The sequence below is a fragment of the Staphylococcus devriesei genome, from assembly GCF_002902625.1.
GTDB lineage: Bacteria > Bacillota > Bacilli > Staphylococcales > Staphylococcaceae > Staphylococcus > Staphylococcus devriesei.
The window spans coordinates 18324-38650 of record NZ_PPRG01000062.1 but is presented as its reverse complement, the minus strand read 5'-3'; the positions used below and the strand labels follow the sequence as shown (position 1 = coordinate 38650).

17 protein-coding genes and 1 pseudogene are annotated in these 20327 nt (G+C 33.5%); 11 read left to right on the top strand and 7 right to left on the bottom strand.

What is annotated here, in order from left to right:
* Positions 1–136: 136 nt before the first annotated feature.
* Both nagE and CD147_RS09795 read left to right on the top strand, forming a co-directional pair.
* Positions 137–1609 carry an N-acetylglucosamine-specific PTS transporter subunit IIBC gene (gene nagE / locus CD147_RS09800; protein ID WP_103167206.1) on the top strand — a complete coding sequence of 491 codons (1473 nt, stop codon included), beginning with the start codon at positions 137–139 and terminating at the stop codon, positions 1607–1609.
* A gap of 322 nt (positions 1610–1931) precedes the next feature.
* A complete protein-coding gene (locus tag CD147_RS09795) occupies positions 1932–3056 on the top strand; it encodes an HAD family hydrolase (protein ID WP_103167205.1) in 1125 nt (374 codons plus the stop codon).
* 60 nt (positions 3057–3116) lie between these two features.
* Here CD147_RS09795 and serA read toward each other — a convergent pair whose 3' ends face one another.
* The 3 genes from serA to CD147_RS09780 form a co-directional block, all read right to left on the bottom strand.
* Positions 3117–4721, bottom strand: coding sequence for a phosphoglycerate dehydrogenase (gene serA, locus CD147_RS09790; RefSeq protein ID WP_103167204.1), 1605 nt, complete (start codon positions 4719–4721; stop codon positions 3117–3119).
* Positions 4696–5871, bottom strand: a complete 1176-nt coding sequence (locus CD147_RS09785) for a pyridoxal-phosphate-dependent aminotransferase family protein (protein WP_103167203.1) — start codon at positions 5869–5871, stop codon at positions 4696–4698. The genes serA and CD147_RS09785 overlap by 26 nt, the downstream gene beginning before the upstream one ends.
* A 201-nt stretch (positions 5872–6072) precedes the next feature.
* Positions 6073–6513: an OsmC family protein gene (locus CD147_RS09780; protein WP_103167202.1), complete on the bottom strand. Its 441-nt coding sequence runs from the start codon at positions 6511–6513 to the stop codon at positions 6073–6075.
* A gap of 78 nt (positions 6514–6591) precedes the next feature.
* Here CD147_RS09780 and CD147_RS09775 point away from each other — a divergent pair, with 78 nt between their 5' ends.
* The gene (locus CD147_RS09775) at positions 6592–7338 is read left to right on the top strand and encodes a glycerophosphodiester phosphodiesterase (RefSeq protein WP_103167201.1); all 747 of its coding nucleotides are present in this window, start codon (positions 6592–6594) and stop codon (positions 7336–7338) included.
* 92 nt (positions 7339–7430) lie between these two features.
* Here CD147_RS09775 and rpsD read toward each other — a convergent pair whose 3' ends face one another.
* A complete protein-coding gene (rpsD, locus tag CD147_RS09770; RefSeq protein WP_103167200.1) occupies positions 7431–8033 on the bottom strand; it encodes a 30S ribosomal protein S4 in 603 nt (200 codons plus the stop codon).
* Positions 8034–8255: 222 nt separating this feature from the next.
* On the bottom strand, positions 8256–8726 hold the full coding sequence (locus CD147_RS09760) for a GAF domain-containing protein (RefSeq protein ID WP_103167199.1): 471 nt from the start codon (positions 8724–8726) through the stop codon (positions 8256–8258).
* A 130-nt stretch (positions 8727–8856) separates the two neighbouring features.
* On the opposite strand from CD147_RS09760, the gene ezrA reads away from it, so the two are divergent.
* From ezrA to CD147_RS09725, 7 genes and pseudogenes are all read left to right on the top strand, one after another.
* Positions 8857–10548, top strand: coding sequence for a septation ring formation regulator EzrA (ezrA, locus tag CD147_RS09755; protein WP_103167198.1), 1692 nt, complete (start codon positions 8857–8859; stop codon positions 10546–10548).
* 352 nt (positions 10549–10900) lie between these two features.
* Positions 10901–12037, top strand: a complete 1137-nt coding sequence (locus tag CD147_RS09750) for a cysteine desulfurase family protein (RefSeq protein WP_103167197.1) — start codon at positions 10901–10903, stop codon at positions 12035–12037.
* Positions 12038–13261 (top strand): tRNA uracil 4-sulfurtransferase ThiI, encoded by a 1224-nt coding sequence (thiI, locus tag CD147_RS09745; protein WP_103167196.1) that lies wholly within the window; start codon positions 12038–12040, stop codon positions 13259–13261. It abuts the gene before it with no gap.
* 40 nt (positions 13262–13301) lie between these two features.
* Positions 13302–14077 (top strand): annotated as a pseudogene (locus CD147_RS09740) (TSUP family transporter).
* A gap of 100 nt (positions 14078–14177) precedes the next feature.
* Positions 14178–14672, top strand: coding sequence for a thiol peroxidase (gene tpx, locus CD147_RS09735; protein ID WP_103167195.1), 495 nt, complete (start codon positions 14178–14180; stop codon positions 14670–14672).
* 130 nt (positions 14673–14802) lie between these two features.
* Positions 14803–15750 carry a class I SAM-dependent methyltransferase gene (locus tag CD147_RS09730; protein WP_103167194.1) on the top strand — a complete coding sequence of 316 codons (948 nt, stop codon included), beginning with the start codon at positions 14803–14805 and terminating at the stop codon, positions 15748–15750.
* Positions 15751–15831: 81 nt separating this feature from the next.
* Positions 15832–17028, top strand: a complete 1197-nt coding sequence (locus CD147_RS09725; RefSeq protein WP_103167193.1) for an acetate kinase — start codon at positions 15832–15834, stop codon at positions 17026–17028.
* A 317-nt stretch (positions 17029–17345) separates the two neighbouring features.
* Here the strand turns inward: CD147_RS09725 and CD147_RS09720 are convergent, their stop codons facing one another.
* A complete protein-coding gene (locus CD147_RS09720) occupies positions 17346–17843 on the bottom strand; it encodes a universal stress protein (RefSeq protein WP_103167192.1) in 498 nt (165 codons plus the stop codon).
* 143 nt (positions 17844–17986) lie between these two features.
* On the opposite strand from CD147_RS09720, the gene ald reads away from it, so the two are divergent.
* Positions 17987–19108: an alanine dehydrogenase gene (gene ald, locus CD147_RS09715; RefSeq protein WP_103167191.1), complete on the top strand. Its 1122-nt coding sequence runs from the start codon at positions 17987–17989 to the stop codon at positions 19106–19108.
* A 127-nt stretch (positions 19109–19235) separates the two neighbouring features.
* On the opposite strand, the gene CD147_RS09710 is transcribed toward ald, so the two are convergent.
* Positions 19236–20291, bottom strand: coding sequence for a M24 family metallopeptidase (locus tag CD147_RS09710; RefSeq protein ID WP_103167190.1), 1056 nt, complete (start codon positions 20289–20291; stop codon positions 19236–19238).
* Positions 20292–20327: the final 36 nt, after the last annotated feature.

Below are 20327 nucleotides of genomic sequence, written 5' to 3'. Positions count from 1 at the left end.
CAATTATCAAATATTTGTAAAAATGACACATCAAAAGCGCTTTCATTTATGGTAAATTTATAAAGGAATAAAAAATAAATACTTTTTAAAAATTTAATCAATTTTTTAAAATAAGTATGATTTTGGGAGGATACAAATGTTTAAATTTTTTCAAAATTTAGGGAGATCTCTCATGTTGCCTGTTGCAGTGCTACCTGCAGGGGCAATCATTGTAGGGATTGGTAATTTACTCAAAGCTTTAGATGTTCTTCCTACAGTTGCGTTATTCTTTTCAACTGTCGGAACTGCAATTTTAGGTCAATTAGGATTAATCTTTGCTATAGGTGTTGCAATCGGTATGGCTAAGAAAAATGATGGAACAGTGGCTTTAGCAGGTGCATTAGGATTTGCTTTAGTTACGAAAGTATTAAATCCTGAAAATGTTGCTTTATTTTTTAACATTAAAGAAAAAGCAGTCAACTTAGGATTTATTAAGATGGATAATTCTAACGTTTTTCTAGGTATGATTATCGGTTTAATCGCTGCATATACTTATAATAAGTTTAGCGAAGTTGAACTTCCTATGGCATTATCATTCTTTAGTGGTAAACGTTTAGTTCCAATTATGACAGTTTTTTTCTGTACTGCATTAGCAGTTGTTCTATTATTCTTATGGCCAATTATTTTTAGTGCTATTGTTACATTTGGTAAATGGCTTGTTGGGTTCGGGTCATTTGGAGCGTTTTTATATGGTTTCTTTAACCGTTTACTTATACCAACTGGATTACATCACGCATTGAATGCAGTATTCTGGTTAGATACAGCAGGAATTAATGATATTGGTAAATTCCAAACTGGCCAAGACGCAGTAAAAGGCATTACTGGTCGTTATCAAGCTGGATTCTTCCCAATCATGATGTTTGGTATGCCAGCTGCTGCGTTAGCGATGTATCATAGTGCTGAAACTAAGCAACAAAAACAGGTTTGGGGCTGGTTTTTAGCTAGTGCTGTGTCTGCGTTTTTAGTAGGGGTAACAGAACCAATCGAATTCGCTTTCATGTTCGTGGCACCGATTTTATTTGTTATCCATGCGTTCCTTACAGGTTTATCTTTATTTATAGCGTCTGTCTTTCACTGGACTGCAGGATTCTCATTTAGCGCTGGGCTAATTGACTATGTTTTATCATTAATTAATCCAGTCGCAAACCATCCGTTAATGTTGCTCGTTCAAGGTCTCGTATTCTTTATTTTATATTATGTGATTTTCCGAATAGTTATTAAAGTCTTTAACTTAAATACTATTGGTCGTGGAGATAATCTACTGGCAGATCCAACAGATATTTCTAGCGATGACATTGACAATCAGGCCGTTGCTTCTGGAAAAGGGAAATACCATACAACTGCTAATCAAATTCTAGAAGGCTTAGGCGGTAGTGATAACATAGATACACTCACAAATTGTGCAACTAGATTAAGAATGGAATTGAAAGATAATTCTATTATAGATGAACAAAAGATTAGAAACGCTGGGGCAATAGGTGTGACTAAAAACGGTAAACACTCTACACAAGTCATCATTGGCACACACGTCCAACAAGTTGCAGATGAAATTGAAAAACATTTAAAATAATTTTGATTATTAGTTTGTATAAAGAATAATTTTCAATTAAAAATTTTAATTCAAAAAGGATAGTTTAGTAGCTATCCTTTTTATATTGTTGTTTTTCCACTTGGGTAGTATATATGAATTTAGATATCTAACTATGTCTTAAAATATGACTAAAATTAAAATGTTAATTCAAAAGCTATAGCTAATCAGTATTGGTATAAAGGGGGATGTAAAGTCCAATCTTACGTTCATTAGCTTTTTAATTTATGATAATATGGAGAGTAAGTAATTATTTTATAACTAAAAGAATCAGAATATTCGAAATTAATGGAGAGAAAAGGAAATGAAATCAATATTATTCGATGTCGATGGAGTGTTTTTAAGTGAAGAACGTTGTTTCGATGTTTCGGCGCTTACTGTTGAAGAAATACTAAAACACGAAGACTTCTTAGGCTTAGATACCTCTATACCATTTAAAGATATGAATGATGAACTCATTCATGATATACGTAAAAGAGTGTTTAAAGATGATCAAATTTTAACTCAATTAAAATCACTAGGATTAAATTCTAATTCGGATATGTTGTTTGTTGTATTTAGCATTCACTTTATTAATATCTTAAAAACGCTTAACAAAGATAAAATCAATAAGGTTTTAAACTATGACTCTATATCTAAATTTGAATTAAAAGAAATACAAAGTTTAATTAATCACCATATTCCTATTGATTATGGTAGACCGTTAGAATTTATTAATCATAGTGAACAAGGCAAAGAAAATATTTATGCAAAATTGGAAACATATGCTAAGTTACAATTAGACGTCAACGATGCAAGCTTATTTAAACTTAAAGGGCCGTTGTGGCATTTTTCAAGAGAGGTTTATCAAGAATGGTATTTAGGTTCAAGCTTATTTAAAGAAGTTGAAGATAAGTTGCCTATTTCAAACTTTAAAAACGGCTTTATTTATGATGAGGTTGTATTGAGACCTGTCGAAGAGATTCAAACATTATTAACAGATTTACAAGAAGCGGGTTATCAGCTCGCAATCGCAACGGGTCGACCTCGAACAGAAATGATGGTGCCATTTAAATCTCTCGGTTTGAAACAGTTCTTCCAAGATAACCATATTGTGACTGCGACAGATGTGTTGAATGCGGAGAAAGCTTTTCCCAAATTCGTGCCATTGGGTAAACCTAATCCATTCTGTTATATTGCTACGCTTAATGGAAATGATCAAAGTAAGTATAAAGACTATGTTTCAACACAAACCGATATTGTGAATAAAGAAGAGGTATTTATTGTCGGAGATTCACTGGCAGATTTGCTGTGTGCTAAAAAGATAGGAGCTACATTTATTGGTACGCTAACTGGTCTTAAAGGGCAAGCAGCAAGAGGAGAGCTAGAAAATTACGAAGCGGATTACATTATAGAGCATGTGAGTCATATTAGAGATATTCTTTTATAAAATGTTTAAAATAGCGATGACAATCGAGTTATGATTGCCATCGCTGTTTAATTATATAATCTAATTTTTTGGAAGGGTTAATGATGTACCATAAAGTTTATCAAATCCGCCGAGTTGATATAATTCGTCAATCGTTTCAGATGGAACAGGTTGATCGACAGATAATATCATCATGGCTTGGCCACCTTCAATATTACGTCCTAAAGACATTGAGGCGATATTAATGCCATGTTTTCCTAATAATTGACCAGTTAAACCAACCATACCAGGTTGATCACCATGATAAGAAATTAATTGATAAGCATTAGGTTTAAAGTCTACTGAATAGTCATTAATACGTACAATGCGTGCCCCAAATCCTGAAATTACCGTGCAACCAATTTTAACCTCTTCCGTATCGTTTGTTAAATCAACTTGGATATAGTTATTGAATGCACCTTGAGATGCTTGCTTCTCGATATTATGGGCTACACCTTGCTCATTAAGAAGGGCTATAGCATTAATTAAATTAACACGCTCGCCTAAATCTTGTTGTAAGACACGTGTCACAATTGACCGTGTAATTAAATCAGTTTCTTTATTCGCTACATCACCATTAAACGTAACTTTAATAGCTCTAGGCGCGCCTTCTAATAATTGAATAGCTAATTCACTAGACAATTGTCCGATATTAATCCACTGTTGAGTATCTTCATCAATCTCGTTGTAATTTAATTTCGGAGCATTAACGGCATGTGTAACGTTTCCATGTTCTAAAATGTCTACAATTTCTTCAGCTACTGAAATTGCTACTTTCTCTTGTGCTTCTACCGTTGATGCACCTAAATGAGGTGTCACAATAATCTTTTCATGATCTAGAAGAGGTGAGTCAGTTGGTGGTTCATGTTCGAACACGTCAAGCGCAGCTCGTGAAATTTGGTTGTTATCCAAAGCATGGATTAAATCTTGTTCATTGATAATGCCACCTCTGGCTACATTGATAATTTGTAATGTTGGTTTTGCTTTTGAAAAGAATTCAGCATTAATAAGACCTTTTGTCTTAGGAGTTAATGGCGTATGCACCGTAACGAAATCAGCATGTTGTGCAATTTCCTCAACAGTCGCAAGTTTAATGCCTAATTGTTGTGCTTGTTCTTCAGTTAAATAAGGGTCAAAGGCTAAGACTTTCATGCCAAAACTTTGTAGTCGTTGTGCTACGCCGATGCCTATACGTCCAGCACCGATGACACCTAATGTTTTTTGATAGAGTTCAACCCCTTTAAACTGCTTGCGATTCCATTCTTTATTTTTCAAAGAAGTATGAGCTTGAGGGATATTACGTGCCATCGCAAGAATCATAGCGACTGAATGTTCCGTCGCAGAAATTGTGTTACCATCGGGCGCGTTAATAACCAGAATTCCTTGCAAGCTTGCCGCTTCAATATCGATATTATCAGTACCAACACCTGCTCGAGCAATTACTTTTAAATTTTTTGCTTGTTTGATTATCGCTTCTGTAACCTGCGTTTGACTACGTACGATGAGACCTTCATAGTCTGGAATAATTTTTAATAACTCATCTTCACTTAACCCTGTGTTAATATCCACTTTGAAATTTGGATGAGATGTTAAACTTTGCAATCCTTCTTCAGAAATTGGATCAGATACTAATATTTGATGCGTCATGATAGATGACCTCCGTATATTTTGAAGTTGCTTTACCGATGTAATTAACTTTACGATAATCTGATAAGATGATTTCTAGGGCAGTTACTACCGCTAAAATATCAAATGGGGATACTTTTCCCATATGGCCGATACGTAAGATCGTACCTTTTAATTTGCCTTGGCCACCGGCAATCGTAATATTGAACTGAGATTTTAACGTAGATTTTATATGGTTCAATTCTTCTTTATCCCTAGGAATAAAAGCAGTTACAGTAGGAGAGGCGTAAGCATCTTCAACTAATAACTCTAAATCTAATGCGCTTAATGCAACTCTTAACGCATCTCGAATTGTGCAATGTCTTGAGATTGTATTGGCAAACCCTTCATATTTCACTAAATCCGCATAAGCATTCACTGCTCTGAACAGACCAACGTTCGGAGTAAATGGTGTTGTATTTTGTTGAAGAGAATCATGATATTTATTCAAATTTAAATAGAATCGTGGCGTAGTTACTTCTTTGAAACGTTGTAATGCACGGTGATTATATGCTACAAATGCCAAACCTGGAGGTAACATAAGCGCTTTTTGACTACCAGAAACTAACACATCAATATTATCTCTTTCTAAATCGACATCGACAGCACCAATACAGCTCACGCCATCTACCACATAATAGATGGTCTCATCAACTTCTTTAATGGCTTTACCTAATTGAGCTACAGGATGAAGTACTGCCGTTGAAGTTTCACAAAATTGCGTAAAGACGGCCGTAATTTTATGCTCAAGTGAAGATAAATATGTCGTAAATTCTTCAACATCTACAGCTTTACCCCATTCGACATCGTAGACATGTACATTTTGATAATAAGTTTCTGCAATTTGTTTAAAACGATTACCAAATGCACCTGATACAATTATGACAAAATGATCATCGGGATTAACGATATTTAACATACTAGCTTCTAAAACACTTGTACCACTTGAAGTTAGAATCATGACATCGTTGTTAGTTCCGAAGATAGGTTTTAAATTAGCGAAAGCTTCTTTGGCAATGGCTTCGAAATCTAGAGAACGATGACCAACCATAGGCAATGCCATGGCATGATTAATTTCATTAGGTACGGGAGTAGGACCTGGTGTTAATAACAATGGTTCATAATAATTCATAGTAAACTTTCCTCTCGTTATTAGATTTTTATATTTTACCAAAAATTCTGACAATTTTAAAGGTGAATTCTTAGCGTGAGGATAATCCAAACTTATGTAAAGAAGTTACCCCACGCAATAATAGATAGTTACAGAAAAAGGTCTATTAAAACATTTTCCAGAGTCTAATAACGACTAAATAAAAACATTTATATTTACTAATTATAAAATAGTTGGCGTGATATCTATAGCTACATTATTTCTTATAGAGTTAGAAATCATACAATTATTATCAGCAATCTCTATTAGTTTTGGTAAACGTTTTTCTAAATTTTCTTTTTCATTATCTGGAACAGAGATAGAAGGATAATGTGTAATCTTATCCATTCTGAATTTCCCATTTTCAAAAATAGCTGTACCCACGGAATCTACAGTTAGTGTGACGTTAGTAAATTTTGCTCTTTCTAGAGTAGCGGCTAGGGAGATGATATAGCAAGAGGAGGCAGCTGATACTAATATTTCATCAGGGTTAGTACCTGTACCATTACCACCTAAAGAGGCCGGGATAGAAATCTGTTCAGAGAGAACATCTCCATTTACAGTGCCGATTTCATCGCGACCACCTTGCCAATTTGTTTGAACTTTAAAGTCATGTTTAATCATTCGTGTTTAACCTCCATTTATAGTATGGTAACTTAAGTGTAGTTTAAAGTGTTACATAATTAAAGAAAGGTGTCTTCTATGAAAATTAATAAACCTAATAGCGAATTTCAAATTGTTGCACATCGTGGGTTATCTCATCAATATCCCGAAAATACTATCAAAGGCTTCAAAGCTGCATTAATGCAACATATTGATATGTTAGAAATTGATGTTCATTTTACTAAAGACAATTATCTTGTGGTTGTTCATGATGACACAATTGACCGAACTTCTAACGGCAAAGGTAAAATAAAAGACTATACACTAGAAGATATAAGAAAATTTGATTTTGGTATTAAACATAGTGAAAAATTTGCGAATACTACTATTTCCACGTTTGATGAAGTGCTAGAATTATTTAGTCACTATTCAAAAACGTTATTAATCGAGATCAAGGTACCTAAACAATATCCAGGTATAGAACAAGCGGTATTAGAGAAATTAGAAGCTTATCGTGTACCAAGTCATAAAGCGGTTATTCAGTCGTTTGATGCTAATAGTGTGAAACGTTTAGCAGAACTTCAAAGTAAATATAAATTAGGCTTGTTAGTGAGTAAGAAGAAATATTGGTACAAACAACCTAACTTTGATGAAATTGCCACATATGCTAGTTACGTTAATCCTAATTATAAATTAATTAATCAAAAATTTATTACACGAGCACATGATGCGTCTTTAAAAGTGATGCCTTACACGGTTAATATGGCGAAAGATGTTAAAGATTTGATTAAAGTAGGGGTAGATGGGGTTATCTCTGATATTCCAAACGAGTTATTTAAGTTATAAGCTTAATTGAGAAAATAAGAAATAGTTATAATTTAGATGCATTAAAAAACACCCAATCCAATAGGAAAGGGTGTTTTTTATAACTACGCAACTTATCTTGAGTAGTACTCAACGATTAATTGTTCGTTAATTTCAGCTGGTAATTCGCTACGTTCTGGGAAGCGTACGAAAGTACCTTTTAAGTTGTCAGCATCAAAGTCTAAGTATTCTGGTACGAAATTACTAATTTCGATAGATTCTTTGATGATGTCTAAGTTTTGAGATTTTTCACGTACAGTGATAACTTGACCAGGTTTTAATGAATATGATGGGATGTCTACACGACGGCCATCAACTTCAACGTGACCATGTCCAACTAATTGACGTGCTTGACGACGAGTACGAGCTAAACCTAATGAATATACAACTGCGTCTAAACGACTAGCTAATAAGATCATGAAGTTTTCACCATGTACACCGTGTTGTTTAGCAGCGATGTCAAATGTGTTACGGAATTGTCTTTCAGTAATTCCATATAAATAACGTAATTTTTGTTTTTCACGTAATTGTAAACCGTATTCTGATAATTTTTTACGTTGGTTTGGACCATGTTGTCCTGGTGCGTAAGGACGTTTTTCTAATTCTTTACCAGTACCACTTAAAGAGATACCTAAACGACGAGATTTTTTCCAGTTTGAACCTCTGAATCGAGCCATAATAAGACTCCTCCTTTTTCTTTTTTGTTGTTATGAAGAAACAAAAAAGAGTGTTGCATGCTCAAGTAAGATATATTGTTTTATGTGTCTTCACCTTATAGCGACAGTTACATGACACGTCCGCATTGGGAACAACATAGAGCTTATTGATATACAACTGCTATTTTCGTTAATTCACACAAATTTCATTGTACCAGTATTTTACAAAGTGTCAATACATTTTTAATGTTTGGCTAATTGATTTTCAAGAACAGATACAATTGCTTGCAAACCCTGGGCATCTTTCTTGTTGAAACGACCTTTAATAGGGGCATCAATATCTAATACACCAATGATTTCTCCATTTACGTGGATAGGCACTACGATTTCTGATTTGCTATTTGCATCACAAGCAATGTGACCAGGGAAAGTGTGCACGTCTTCAACAAGTTGTGTCTTGTCTTCAGATACAGCTGTGCCACATACACCTTTGCCAATAGCAATATGTACGCAAGCGGGATGACCTTGAAAAGGTCCGAGGATTAGTTCATTATTATCTATTAGATAAAAGCCGACCCAATTAATTTGGGTTAAATTATCATTAAGTAGTGCAGAAGTGTTACTTAAAATAGCAATTAAGTTGGTTTCACCTTCAATTAAACTAGCAAGTTGCTTTTCAATTAATGTATAATTAGTTTCATTTATAGTTGACATACGATGACCTCATTTTGTTATTTTAAACTAAATTATAAATGGAAAAAATTATTCTATCAATTCATTCATTTAGTGTTTTATTGAATGTACAAATTACGTTATAATAATGATAACGTAGGAGGAGAATGAGATGGTTTTATATACTATATTAGCAATAATAGTAATTATACTAATTGTCATTGGTATTATGTTTTATTTACGTTCTAATAAGCGAAAAATTGTTGAAGAAGCTGAAGAACGTAAATTGAAAGTACAAAGATTACCTTTTGAAGAAAATTTAGAAAAGCTTTCTAACTTAAATTTAAAAGGTGAAACAAGAACTAAATATGATGCTTTTAAGCAAGACACCTTAGATTATACAAATAATTATTTAGCACCTGTAGAAGAAAAGATTCATGATGCTGAAATTCAACTTGATAAATTCCAATTTTCAGGAGCGCAGAGTGATATTGATGATGCGCACGATTTAATGGATAGATATGAAGAAGGATATCGAGCACAAGTTGAAGAAGTGGACGAAATTGTAGCTTTACATAAGGAAAATGAAGAAGTTTTCGAGAAATGTAAAACAGATTATCGTGGAATGAAGCGCGATGTTTTAGCGAATAGACATCAATTTGGTGAAGCAGCGGCACCACTTGAGAAACGCATTGAATCATTTGAACCTGAACTTGAGCAATATACTACGCTTAAAGAAGAAGGTAACTATGTCCAAGCGCATAATCATATTATGGGATTAAATCAGTCTATTAATGAGATTAAGGATTACATGGATGAAATCCCTGAATTAATCCGTGAAGCTCAAAAAGAATTACCTGGACAGTTCCAAGATTTAAAATATGGATGCCGTGATTTAAAAGTAAACGGTTATGACCTTGATCACGTTAAAATTGATGGTACATTACAAAGCTTAAAAACAGAATTGAATTTTGTTGAGCCTATGATTAGTCGTTTAGAATTAGACAACGCAAATGATAAGTTAGAACAAATCAATAATAAGTTAGATGAAATGTACGATTTAATTGAACATGAAGTAAAGGCTAAAAATGAAGTAGAAGAAACGAAAGAACAAATTACGGATGAATTATTTAAAGCTAGAGAAATGAATTATACGTTAAGAACTGAAATTGACTATATCCGTGAGAATTACTTCATTAATGAAAGTGATGTTCATAGTATTAGACAACATGAAAATGAAATTCAAAATCTAGTAGCTGTTTATGATGATATTCTTAAAGAAATGGCTAAATCAGCAGTAAGATATAGTGAAGTAAAAGATAATCTTGAATATCTTGATGACCACGTTAAAGTTATTAACGAAAAGCAAGAAACACTACAAAATCATCTTATTCAATTGAGAGAAGATGAAGCGGATGCTGAAGATAATTTATTAAGAGTTCAATCTAAAAAAGAAGAAGTGTATCGTCGACTTCTAGCTTCAAATTTACCAAGTGTTCCAGAACGATTTATCATTATGAAGAACGAAATTGATCATGAAGTAAGAGCGACGAATGACCAATTTAGCGAACGACCAATTCATGTTAAACAATTAAAAGATAAAGTTTCTAAAATAGTTATTCAAATGAACACGTTTGAAGAGGAAGCAAATGATGTATTAGTCAACGCAGTATACGCTGAACGTTTAATTCAATATGGTAATAGATACCGTAAAGACCATAACAACGTAGATAAAAGCTTAAATGAAGCAGAACGCTTATTTAAAAACAACCGTTATAAACGTTCAATTGAAATTTCAGAACAAGCACTTGAAAGTGTAGAACCTGGTATTACTAAATATATTGAAGATGAAGTTACAAAATAATATCGTTTGAGAGGTTGAGGCATTGATTGTACTAATGCCTTAACCTCCTTTTTAATAATAGAGGACTAAACCAAATATGAATTAAAATCGTGTTATAACAAATTTTAAACTTTATTAATGGAGTGGACTGTGAAATCTTTGAAATTTAATTAGATTTCCAGTGTCGCTCCCTTTTATTTTTAATGAAAAATAGTATAATGCTCTAGTATCTATTTTTAAGTATGTAATAAGGTATAGTAGCTATAATTTATACTCTACAAAACTAACGGTAGAAAAAAATGAACGTTTCGCTAGAGTGAGCTTACCCTTATTTAATTTAGAGTAATTTGAAATGTGAAAGTGAGTGTTGTAAGTGATTTATTTCGACAATGCAGCCACAACCCAACCTCATAAAGATGTATTGGATTCGTTTGTAAAAGTAAATGAATCAGTTTATTTTAATCCTAATAGCCCACATAAAATGGGATTACAAGCCGAAAAAATATTATTACAAGCAAAAGAACGTATTAATAATTTCTTATCTCCAACACAACAATATGATGTGATATTTACCAGTGGTGCAACTGAATCAAATAATATTGCCTTAAAAGGTATTGCCTATCGTAAAAAGCAATTTGCTAATGAAATTATTACCTCAGTACTAGAACATCCTTCAGTCCTTGAAGTCATGCGTCATTTAGAAGAAGAGGGATTTATTTTAAAATATGTGGATGTTACTGAAGATGGCCAAATTGATATGGAACATCTTGCTTCGTTAATGACAGATAAAGTCGGTCTCGTCACATGTATGTATGTCAATAATATCATGGGACAGATTCAACCTATTGAACAAATCGTTGAACTATTAAAAGAATATCCTAAAGCACATATACACGTAGATGCAGTTCAAGCTCTAGGTAAAATACCTATGAAAATACAAGGGGTTAATAGTCTTAGTTTTAGTGGCCACAAATTTAATGGCTTAAAAGGTCAAGGTTTACTATTAATAGATAATAAAGAAAAGTTAGAACCTATTATGCATGGTGGCGGCCAAGAATATGGTTTACGTAGTGGTACGGTTAACTTAGCTATGAACGTCTCGCTTGTTAAGGCTATCGCACTAGCTTTAGATAATTTGGGAGAACGCCATAGACGCTTAAGTTCTTTTAATAAAGAACTGCGCACATTTTTTGAAAATTATAAAGGTATATATATTAATTCACCTGAAAATGGGGCTCCGCAAATTTTAAATATTGCATTTTCAGGGGTAAAAGGTGAAGTGTTAGTAAATGCTTTTTCAAAATTAGATATTATGGTTTCAACTACAAGTGCATGCTCTTCTAAAAGAGGAAAACTTAATGAAGTTTTATTAGCGATGGATATTAGAGAAGACAAAATTGAAGGAAGTATAAGACTATCTTTAGGCGATACTACAACCGCACAAGATATTGAGTCTTTTAAAAAGAAATTTGAGATTATTTATTCTGAAGTTAAGGAGTTGCTTAAGTAAATGGAATTTGATCATTTATTAGTAAGGTATGGAGAATTAACATTAAAAGGAGCGAACCGTAAAAAGTTTGTGAATGCATTAAAAGATAACGTAATTAGATCTTTACAAACTTTAGAAGGAACGCACGTTCAAGGTAAAAGAGATAGAATGTATGTGTCACTTTCTGAAGAAGCGGACGCTCAAGAAGTAATTAATAGATTATCTAAAATCTTCGGCATAAAATCGATAAGTCCTGTCTATAAAACGTCGCAAGAGTTAGATGATATTAAAGAATTATGTGCACGCTTGGCGCAAGATTTCAAAAGTGGTGAAACATTTAAAATTGATGTAAAACGTGTCGATAAATCGTTCCCATTAGATACTTATGCATTACAAAGAGAATTAGGCGGTGCTGTTTTAAATGCGACTGAAGATGTAACGGTAGATGTGAAGCAACCCGACTATAACGTTAGAGTAGAAATCCGTTTAGACGGAGTTTATATCTTTACCAAAATCTATGAAGGTGCTGGAGGATTGCCAGTAGGTACAGGAGGAAAGACTCTATTAATGCTTTCTGGAGGTATCGATTCGCCAGTAGCCGGTATGGAAATTATGAAACGTGGTGTGCGAATTGAAGCAATCCATTTCCATAGCCCACCGTTTACAAGTGAAAAAGCAAAAGACAAAGTAATTGAATTAACGCGTATTCTATCCGAACGTGTCGGTCCAATCAAATTACACATCGTTCATTTTACAGAATTACAAAAACAAATCAATAAAGTAGTGCATCCACGCTATACCATGACATCTACACGTCGTATGATGTTACGCGTAGCTGATATAATCTTAGAGCGTATCGGCGGCCATGCCATTGTAAATGGAGAAAATCTAGGCCAAGTCGCAAGTCAAACGCTAAAAAGTATGTATGCGATAAACGACGTAACTTCCACACCTATTTTACGGCCACTTGTTTCCTTAGATAAGGAAGATATTGTGAAAAAAGCGCGTGAAATCGGTACTTTCGATGTATCGATAGAACCATACGAAGATTGTTGTACGATTTTTACACCTAAAAATCCTGTAACTGAACCCGACTTTGATAAAGTTATTAAATATGAAAGTGTATTTAATTTTGATGAGATGGTTCAAGCAGCAGCTGATAGTATAGAAACAATTACAATAAATAAAGATTATAAAAGTGATAAAGATAAAGACACTGATGCATTAATTAATGAATTGTTTTAAACTTAATTTATCGTAGAGTAATACAAAGGGGATACGCATCATGGATATAAGCTTAGATATTCTTCTTATTATTGTAGTTTTAGGATTTTTAGCAGCATTTATAGATGCAGTAGTAGGTGGGGGTGGCTTAATTTCAATCCCTGCCTTGCTTGCTATAGGGATGCCACCGTCTTTGGCGTTAGGTACAAATAAATTGGCTAGTGCGTTCGGATCGCTTACAAGTGCGTTTAGATTCTTACGTTCAGGAAATGTAGACTTGAAAATAGTATTAAAATTATTTCCTTTCGTGTTTTTGTTTTCGGCTAGTGGTGCGAGTTTAGCCACATTTTTACCTGCACAGGTTCTCAAACCTTTAGTAATTGTCATTTTAACGTTAGTGTTGATTTATACAATTTTAAAAAAAGAATGGGGTAATGTTCGTACCTTTTCAACATTAACTTTAGGTAAGTCAATTCTATTTGTCGGAATGATGTTAATAATTGGTACTTATGATGGTTTCTTAGGGGAGGCACGGGTTCGTTTATGTTATTCGTCCTTCTTATGTTTGGATTTGATTTCTTGAGTGCGGCAGGTAATGCCAAAGTGCTTAACTTTGCATCAAATTTAGGAGCATTAATATTATTTATCATTTTAGGTCAAGTTGATTTTGTCTATGGTTTAATTATGGCAGTAAGTATGATTATAGGTTCTTATATGGGTGCTCAATTTGCCATTAATAAGGGTGTAAGTTACGTTAAATTATTGTTTATTATAATAACGTCATTACTTATTTTGAAAAATACTTACGATTATATCATGCAACTATTAGGTAAATAACCTTAAATCAATATTTTTAATATCAAATAATTGATTTAAGATTTATTGCTATCGTATTATAAATGATATAATACATAATTCATTTAGGAGGTCATACCATATGACACAAATTACTTTCAAAAATAGTCCTATTCAATTAGCGGGAACTGAAGTTTCAGAAGGACAACAAGCACCAGATTTCAAAGTATTAGATAATGATTTGAATGAAGTTGGCTTAGATAACTTTAAAGGGCAAAAGAAACTTATTAGCGTTGTTCCTTCAATTGATACAGGTGTCTGTGATCAACAAACTCGTAAATTTAATGAAGAAGCTGCCCAAGAAGATGGCGTTGTCCTAACTATTTCAGCAGATTTACCATTCGCTCAAAAAAGATGGTGTGCCTCTAATGGCTTAGATAATGTGATTACGTTAAGTGATCATAAAGATTTATCATTTGGTAAAAATTACGGCGTAGTTATGGAAGAATTACGTTTATTAGCTCGTTCAGTATTTGTATTAGATGAAAATAATAAAGTAGTTTATAAAGAGTTAGTTAGCGAAGGAACAGACTTCCCTAACTTTGAAGAAGCTTTAAAAGCTTATCGCAATATTTAAAAATTAGGCAATAACAAGACATAAATTGAAAGTGTCCATATTTATTTCGAAAATGCGAATTAGTACTAATCTTTATCCATTTTAAAGAAATAAAACGTATGGACGCTTTTTTGTTGGAAAGGATTTTAATATGACTGAAGAACAAACTGTAATGGAAAAATTATTTCGTACGTTAGATGGAAAATCTAAAGCGTTAAATAAAGAAAATGGTCAAAGTTTTATCGAAAACTTGGGACTAGCAATGGAAGATGTGTATCAAAATAAAAGAGAATTATTAGAGCAAGCAACATTGCAAGATCGTAGAAAGGCATTTCAATTTGCTTACTTAAGTTTACTACAAGAAGAAAATATCCAAGCGAACCATCAAATTACACCTGATTCAATCGGATTAGTTTTGGGGTTCTTAGTTCAAAAATTTAGTGAAGATCAAGAAGAGCTACATGTCGTTGATATCGCAAGTGGAGCCGGTCATTTGAGCGCCTCAGTAAATGAAGTACTAAAAGATAAGACTGTAATGCACCATTTAATCGAAGTAGACCCGGTGCTTTCAAGAGTTAGTGTGCACTTAGCTAATTTTTTAGAAATCCCATTTGATGTTTATCCACAAGATGCAATCATGCCTTTACCATTGGAAGAGGCAGATATTGTGGTAGGTGATTTCCCAATTGGATATTATCCATTAGATGAGCGTAGTAAAGAAATGAAACTTGGTTTCGAAGAAGGTCATAGTTATTCTCATTATTTATTAATTGAACAAGCGATTACGGCATTAAAACAAACTGGATACGCCTTTTTAGTTGTGCCTAGTAATTTATTCGAAGGCGAACATGTAAAACAGTTAGAAAATTTCATTGCTACAGAAACAGAAATGCAAGCATTCCTAAATTTACCTAAGACATTATTTAAAAATGAAAACGCTCGAAAGTCTATCTTAATTTTACAAAAGAAAAAAGCAAATGAAACTAAGCCAGTTGAAGTATTCTTAGCTAATATACCTGACTTTAAAAACCCTAATCAGTTCCAAGGTTTTATATCTGAATTAAATCAATGGATGCAAGATAATCACTTAAAAAAATAAACTGTGATATTCTTGAATTATAACTGTATTAATGGTTAAATAAATATGGATATTTAATTAATAAATTGGAGGACAATATATATGTCTAAATTAGTTTTAGCGATTAATGCTGGTAGTTCTTCTTTAAAATTTCAACTTATTAGAATGCCTGAAGAAACACTAGTAACTAAAGGATTAATCGAACGTATTGGTATTAAAGACTCAATCTTTACAGTAGAAGTAAATGGTGAAAAAGTTAAAGAAGTTAGAGATATCAAAGATCATGAAGAAGCAATTAACATCATGTTAGATAGCTTCAAAAAACATGGTATTATCGAGGATATTAACGATATTGCTGGTACAGGTCACCGCGTTGTACATGGTGGGGAATTATTCCCAACTTCAGCTTTAGTAACTGATGAAGTTGAAGAGAAGATCGAATCATTATGTGAATTAGCACCATTACACAACCCAGCTAACTTAATGGGTATTCGTGCATTTAGAAAATTATTACCAAACATCCCTCATGTAGTTGTGTTTGATACTTCATTCCATCAAACAATGCCTGAACAATCATATTTATATAGCTTACCTTATCAATATTATGAAGATTACGGTATTCGCAAATATGGTTTCCATGGTACAAGTCATAAATATGTATCACAATGTGCTGCAGAAATCTTAGATAAACCAATTGAAGAGTTACGTACTATCTCATGTCATATTGGTAACGGCGCTTCAATTGCTGCAATTGATGGTGGGGAATCAATCGATACATCAATGGGCTTCACACCATTAGCAGGTGTAACAATGGGTACTCGTTCAGGTAACATTGACCCAGCGTTAATTTCATTTATTATGCAAAAAACAGGTAAAACTGCAGAAGAAGTACTTAACGTACTAAATAAAGAATCAGGTTTACTTGGTATCTCAGGTACATCAAGTGACTTACGTGACCTTGAAAGTGATGCAGAAGAAGGTAAAGAACGCGCGCAATTAGCTTTAGATGTCTTCGCTTCAAGAATCCACAAATATATCGGTTCTTATGCAACAAGAATGCATGGCGTAGACGTTATTGTCTTCACAGCTGGTGTAGGCGAAAACTCTTCAACTGTACGTGCTAAAGTCTTAGAAGGCTTAGAATTCATGGGTGTTTATTGGGATCCTAAGAAAAACGAAGCTCTTCACGGAGAAGAAGGATTCATTAACTATCCACATTCACCAGTGAAAGTTATCGTTATCCCAACAAACGAAGAAGTTATGATCGCTAGAGACACAGTTAAATTTGGCGAACTATAATACAGTGTGATTATACGGAGACTGAGCCATTAATATAAAAAATGGTTCAGCCTTTAGTTATGGCAGTAGTTGTCTGAAATAAAGAGGCGTTCGAGCCTCACTTTCTTTATTCCTAGTCAACCTTGCCGGGGCGTGACGACGAAATCTTTGAAATTACATTAGATTTCTGTCTCGCTCCCTAGATTTCTGTCCTACTCCCTTATTTTTATTGAAGAGATGGGTAGAGTAATCGTCCTAAACAAAGTTATATTTGAGTATTAAAAAAGGCTAGCGACGAAAATATCGCTAGCCTTTTCCATATCAGATGATATGAAATATTAAGAATATTGTTGTCTAAATTCTGGAGTAGCAACTTCTGGTTGGAAATCTTCTGGAATTTCTTCAGTACGTACTACTAAAACATCACAAGGTGCATGACGTACAATTGCTTCAGATACAGATCCTACAATAAATCTTTCTACTGCATTTAGTCCTGAAGTACCACACATAATTAAATCTACACCTAATTCGCTTGCTAATTTTTTAGGGATAATAGCTTTCGGAGAACCAAATTCTAAACGTGTTTCTACATTAGTTACTCCAGCACGTGTAGCAACTTCTTGATAACCTTTCAATAATTCTTCAGAGAAACTTCTAGATTTTTCAGTGAATTGTGCATCATAAACTTCATAAGAAGAATATGTTCTTGAATCAATAATGTTCACAATTGTCAATTTGGCGTCGTTACGTTTAGCTACGTCTACTGCTTTATTGAAAGCCCACTCTGCTTCGTGTGAACCATCAACTGCGATTAAAATTTTTTTATAAGTTAACATATTAACAACCCCCTTAGCTTTTCTTAATTCTATTTTAACATGAATTAAATAAAAAGAATTATTTAAATTTTAACAATAATGTGTACTTTTTCTGATTGCGCTTTCATTGCTTTAGCGTTACGATGGTTATGGAGGTGGATGGAATGAAAATTGGTATTCCAAAAGAGATTAAAAATAACGAAAATAGAGTTAGTTTATCACCAAGTGGTGTACATGCATTAGTTGAGCAAGGTCATACATTATTAGTAGAGAAAAATGCAGGTTTAGGTTCATATTTTGAAGATGAAGATTACAAACAGGCAGGTGCTGAAATCGTATCTGATCAAGCTACAGTTTGGGATGTAGACATGGTCATCAAAGTTAAAGAACCTTTAGAAGAAGAATATAAATATTTTAAAGAAGGCTTAATCTTATTCACATACTTACATCTTGCTAATGAAGAAAAATTAACTCAAGCGTTAGTTGACAATAAAGTAGTAGGTATTGCTTACGAAACGGTTCAATTACCTGACCGTTCATTACCATTATTGACACCAATGAGTGAAGTAGCAGGACGTATGTCTGCTCAAGTAGGCTCAGAATTTTTACAAAAAATTAACGGCGGCATGGGTATTTTACTTGGCGGCGTACCTGGAGTACCAAAAGGTAAAGTATCTATCATCGGTGGCGGACAAGCTGGTACAAATGCAGCTAAAATTGCTTTAGGTTTAGGTGCTGACGTAACTATCTTAGATGTTAATCCTAAACGTTTAGCTGAATTAGAAGATTTATTTGATGGACGTGTGAATACAATCATGTCTAACCCATTAAATATTGAAAATGCAGTTAAAGAAAGTGATTTAGTAATCGGTGCTGTACTTATTCCTGGTGCTAAAGCGCCAAGCTTAGTTACTGAAGATATGATTAAACAAATGAAAGATGGTTCTGTTGTAGTCGATATCGCAATCGACCAAGGTGGTATTTTTGAAACTACTGATAAAATTACAACTCATGATGATCCTACTTACGTTAAACATGGCGTTGTACATTACGCTGTAGCGAATATGCCTGGTGCGGTTCCTCGTACATCAACTATCGCATTAAATAATGCCACTCTACCTTATGCTCAATTATTAGCTAGCAAAGGTTACCGTGAAGCATTCAAAGCAAATCACGCATTATCATTAGGCTTAAATACTTACAAAGGTCACGTTACACATAAAGGTGTAGCTGAGGCATTTGGTTTAGAATATACTTCTGTTGAAGATGCCTTAAAAGAAGGTTAATTAAATAATATATTTAAGAGCCAGAGATGTTTACAATGAACGTCTCTGGCTCTTTTTTAGTTTTTAAAAGAGTAAACTTTAAAATTTTTAAACTTAAATTATAATTCTGTCGTTATATTTTTATTATTTATTTTTCATAATGTGTTAAAATTTCATAACCATCTTCAGTGACTAAAATATCGTCTTCAATTCGCACGCCAGCTACGTTTGGAACATAGATACCTGGTTCAATTGTGATGACCATGCCCGCTTCAAGTTGATTTGAATTTGAGCTAGAAACATCTTGGTATTCATGTTCTTCAAGACCAAGTCCGTGGCCAAGGCGGTGAGGGAAGTACTCTCCATAACCTGCATTTGTTATAATATCTCTTGCTATTTTATCGATATCTTGTAATGGTACACCTGCTTTAATTGCTGCGATAGCACTTGTCTCAGCTTCTAACACAATATTGTATATTTCTTGAGCTTTTTCTGTAGGATTACCAAATTTGACTGTCCGAGTCATATCGCTGCAATAATGGTTATAGATGACACCTAGGTCAAATAGCACATATTCATTATCTTCAAGTTTACGATCATTTGGCGTGCCATGAGGAGAAGCGGCATGGTCGCCAAATAATACCATAGTGTCAAAGCTCATTTCACTTACACCATATTTTTTAATCTCGTTCTCAATATGATTGACTACTTCTCTTTCAGTTACTCCAACTTTTAGAAAATCTACGCCAATTTCAATACATTTATCAGCTAATTCAGCTGCTTTTCTAATATTAGCAACTTCCGATTCACTTTTTATATTTCTTAGATTTTTAATCGTTTGATCAATATCGCAGTATTCTTGAACTTTAAAGTTTTGAGTTAATTCACGTTGACGTTTAACAGTTAAATGTTCACTTTCAATTAATAACTTTTTAAATGTATGTGGTGCAATATCAAATGGATTTTCAGTATCTAAATAGCCAACAATGTTTCCTTCAAATGGTGATGCTTTAACTTCTTCTACTTCCATTTTTGGGCAAAATAGCGTTTTATTACCCTCAGCTGTGATTAATAATGCAAATAATCTTTCATGAGGTTCGCTTCTATAACCAGTAAAATAATAAACATTAAGTGGGGTAGTAATCCACGCCGCATCCGCTTGTTCTTTTTGTAATGTTTTTATAATTTCTTCAGTTTTAGACATACAATAGTCCTCCTAATATTGAGTTACCTTAAGTTT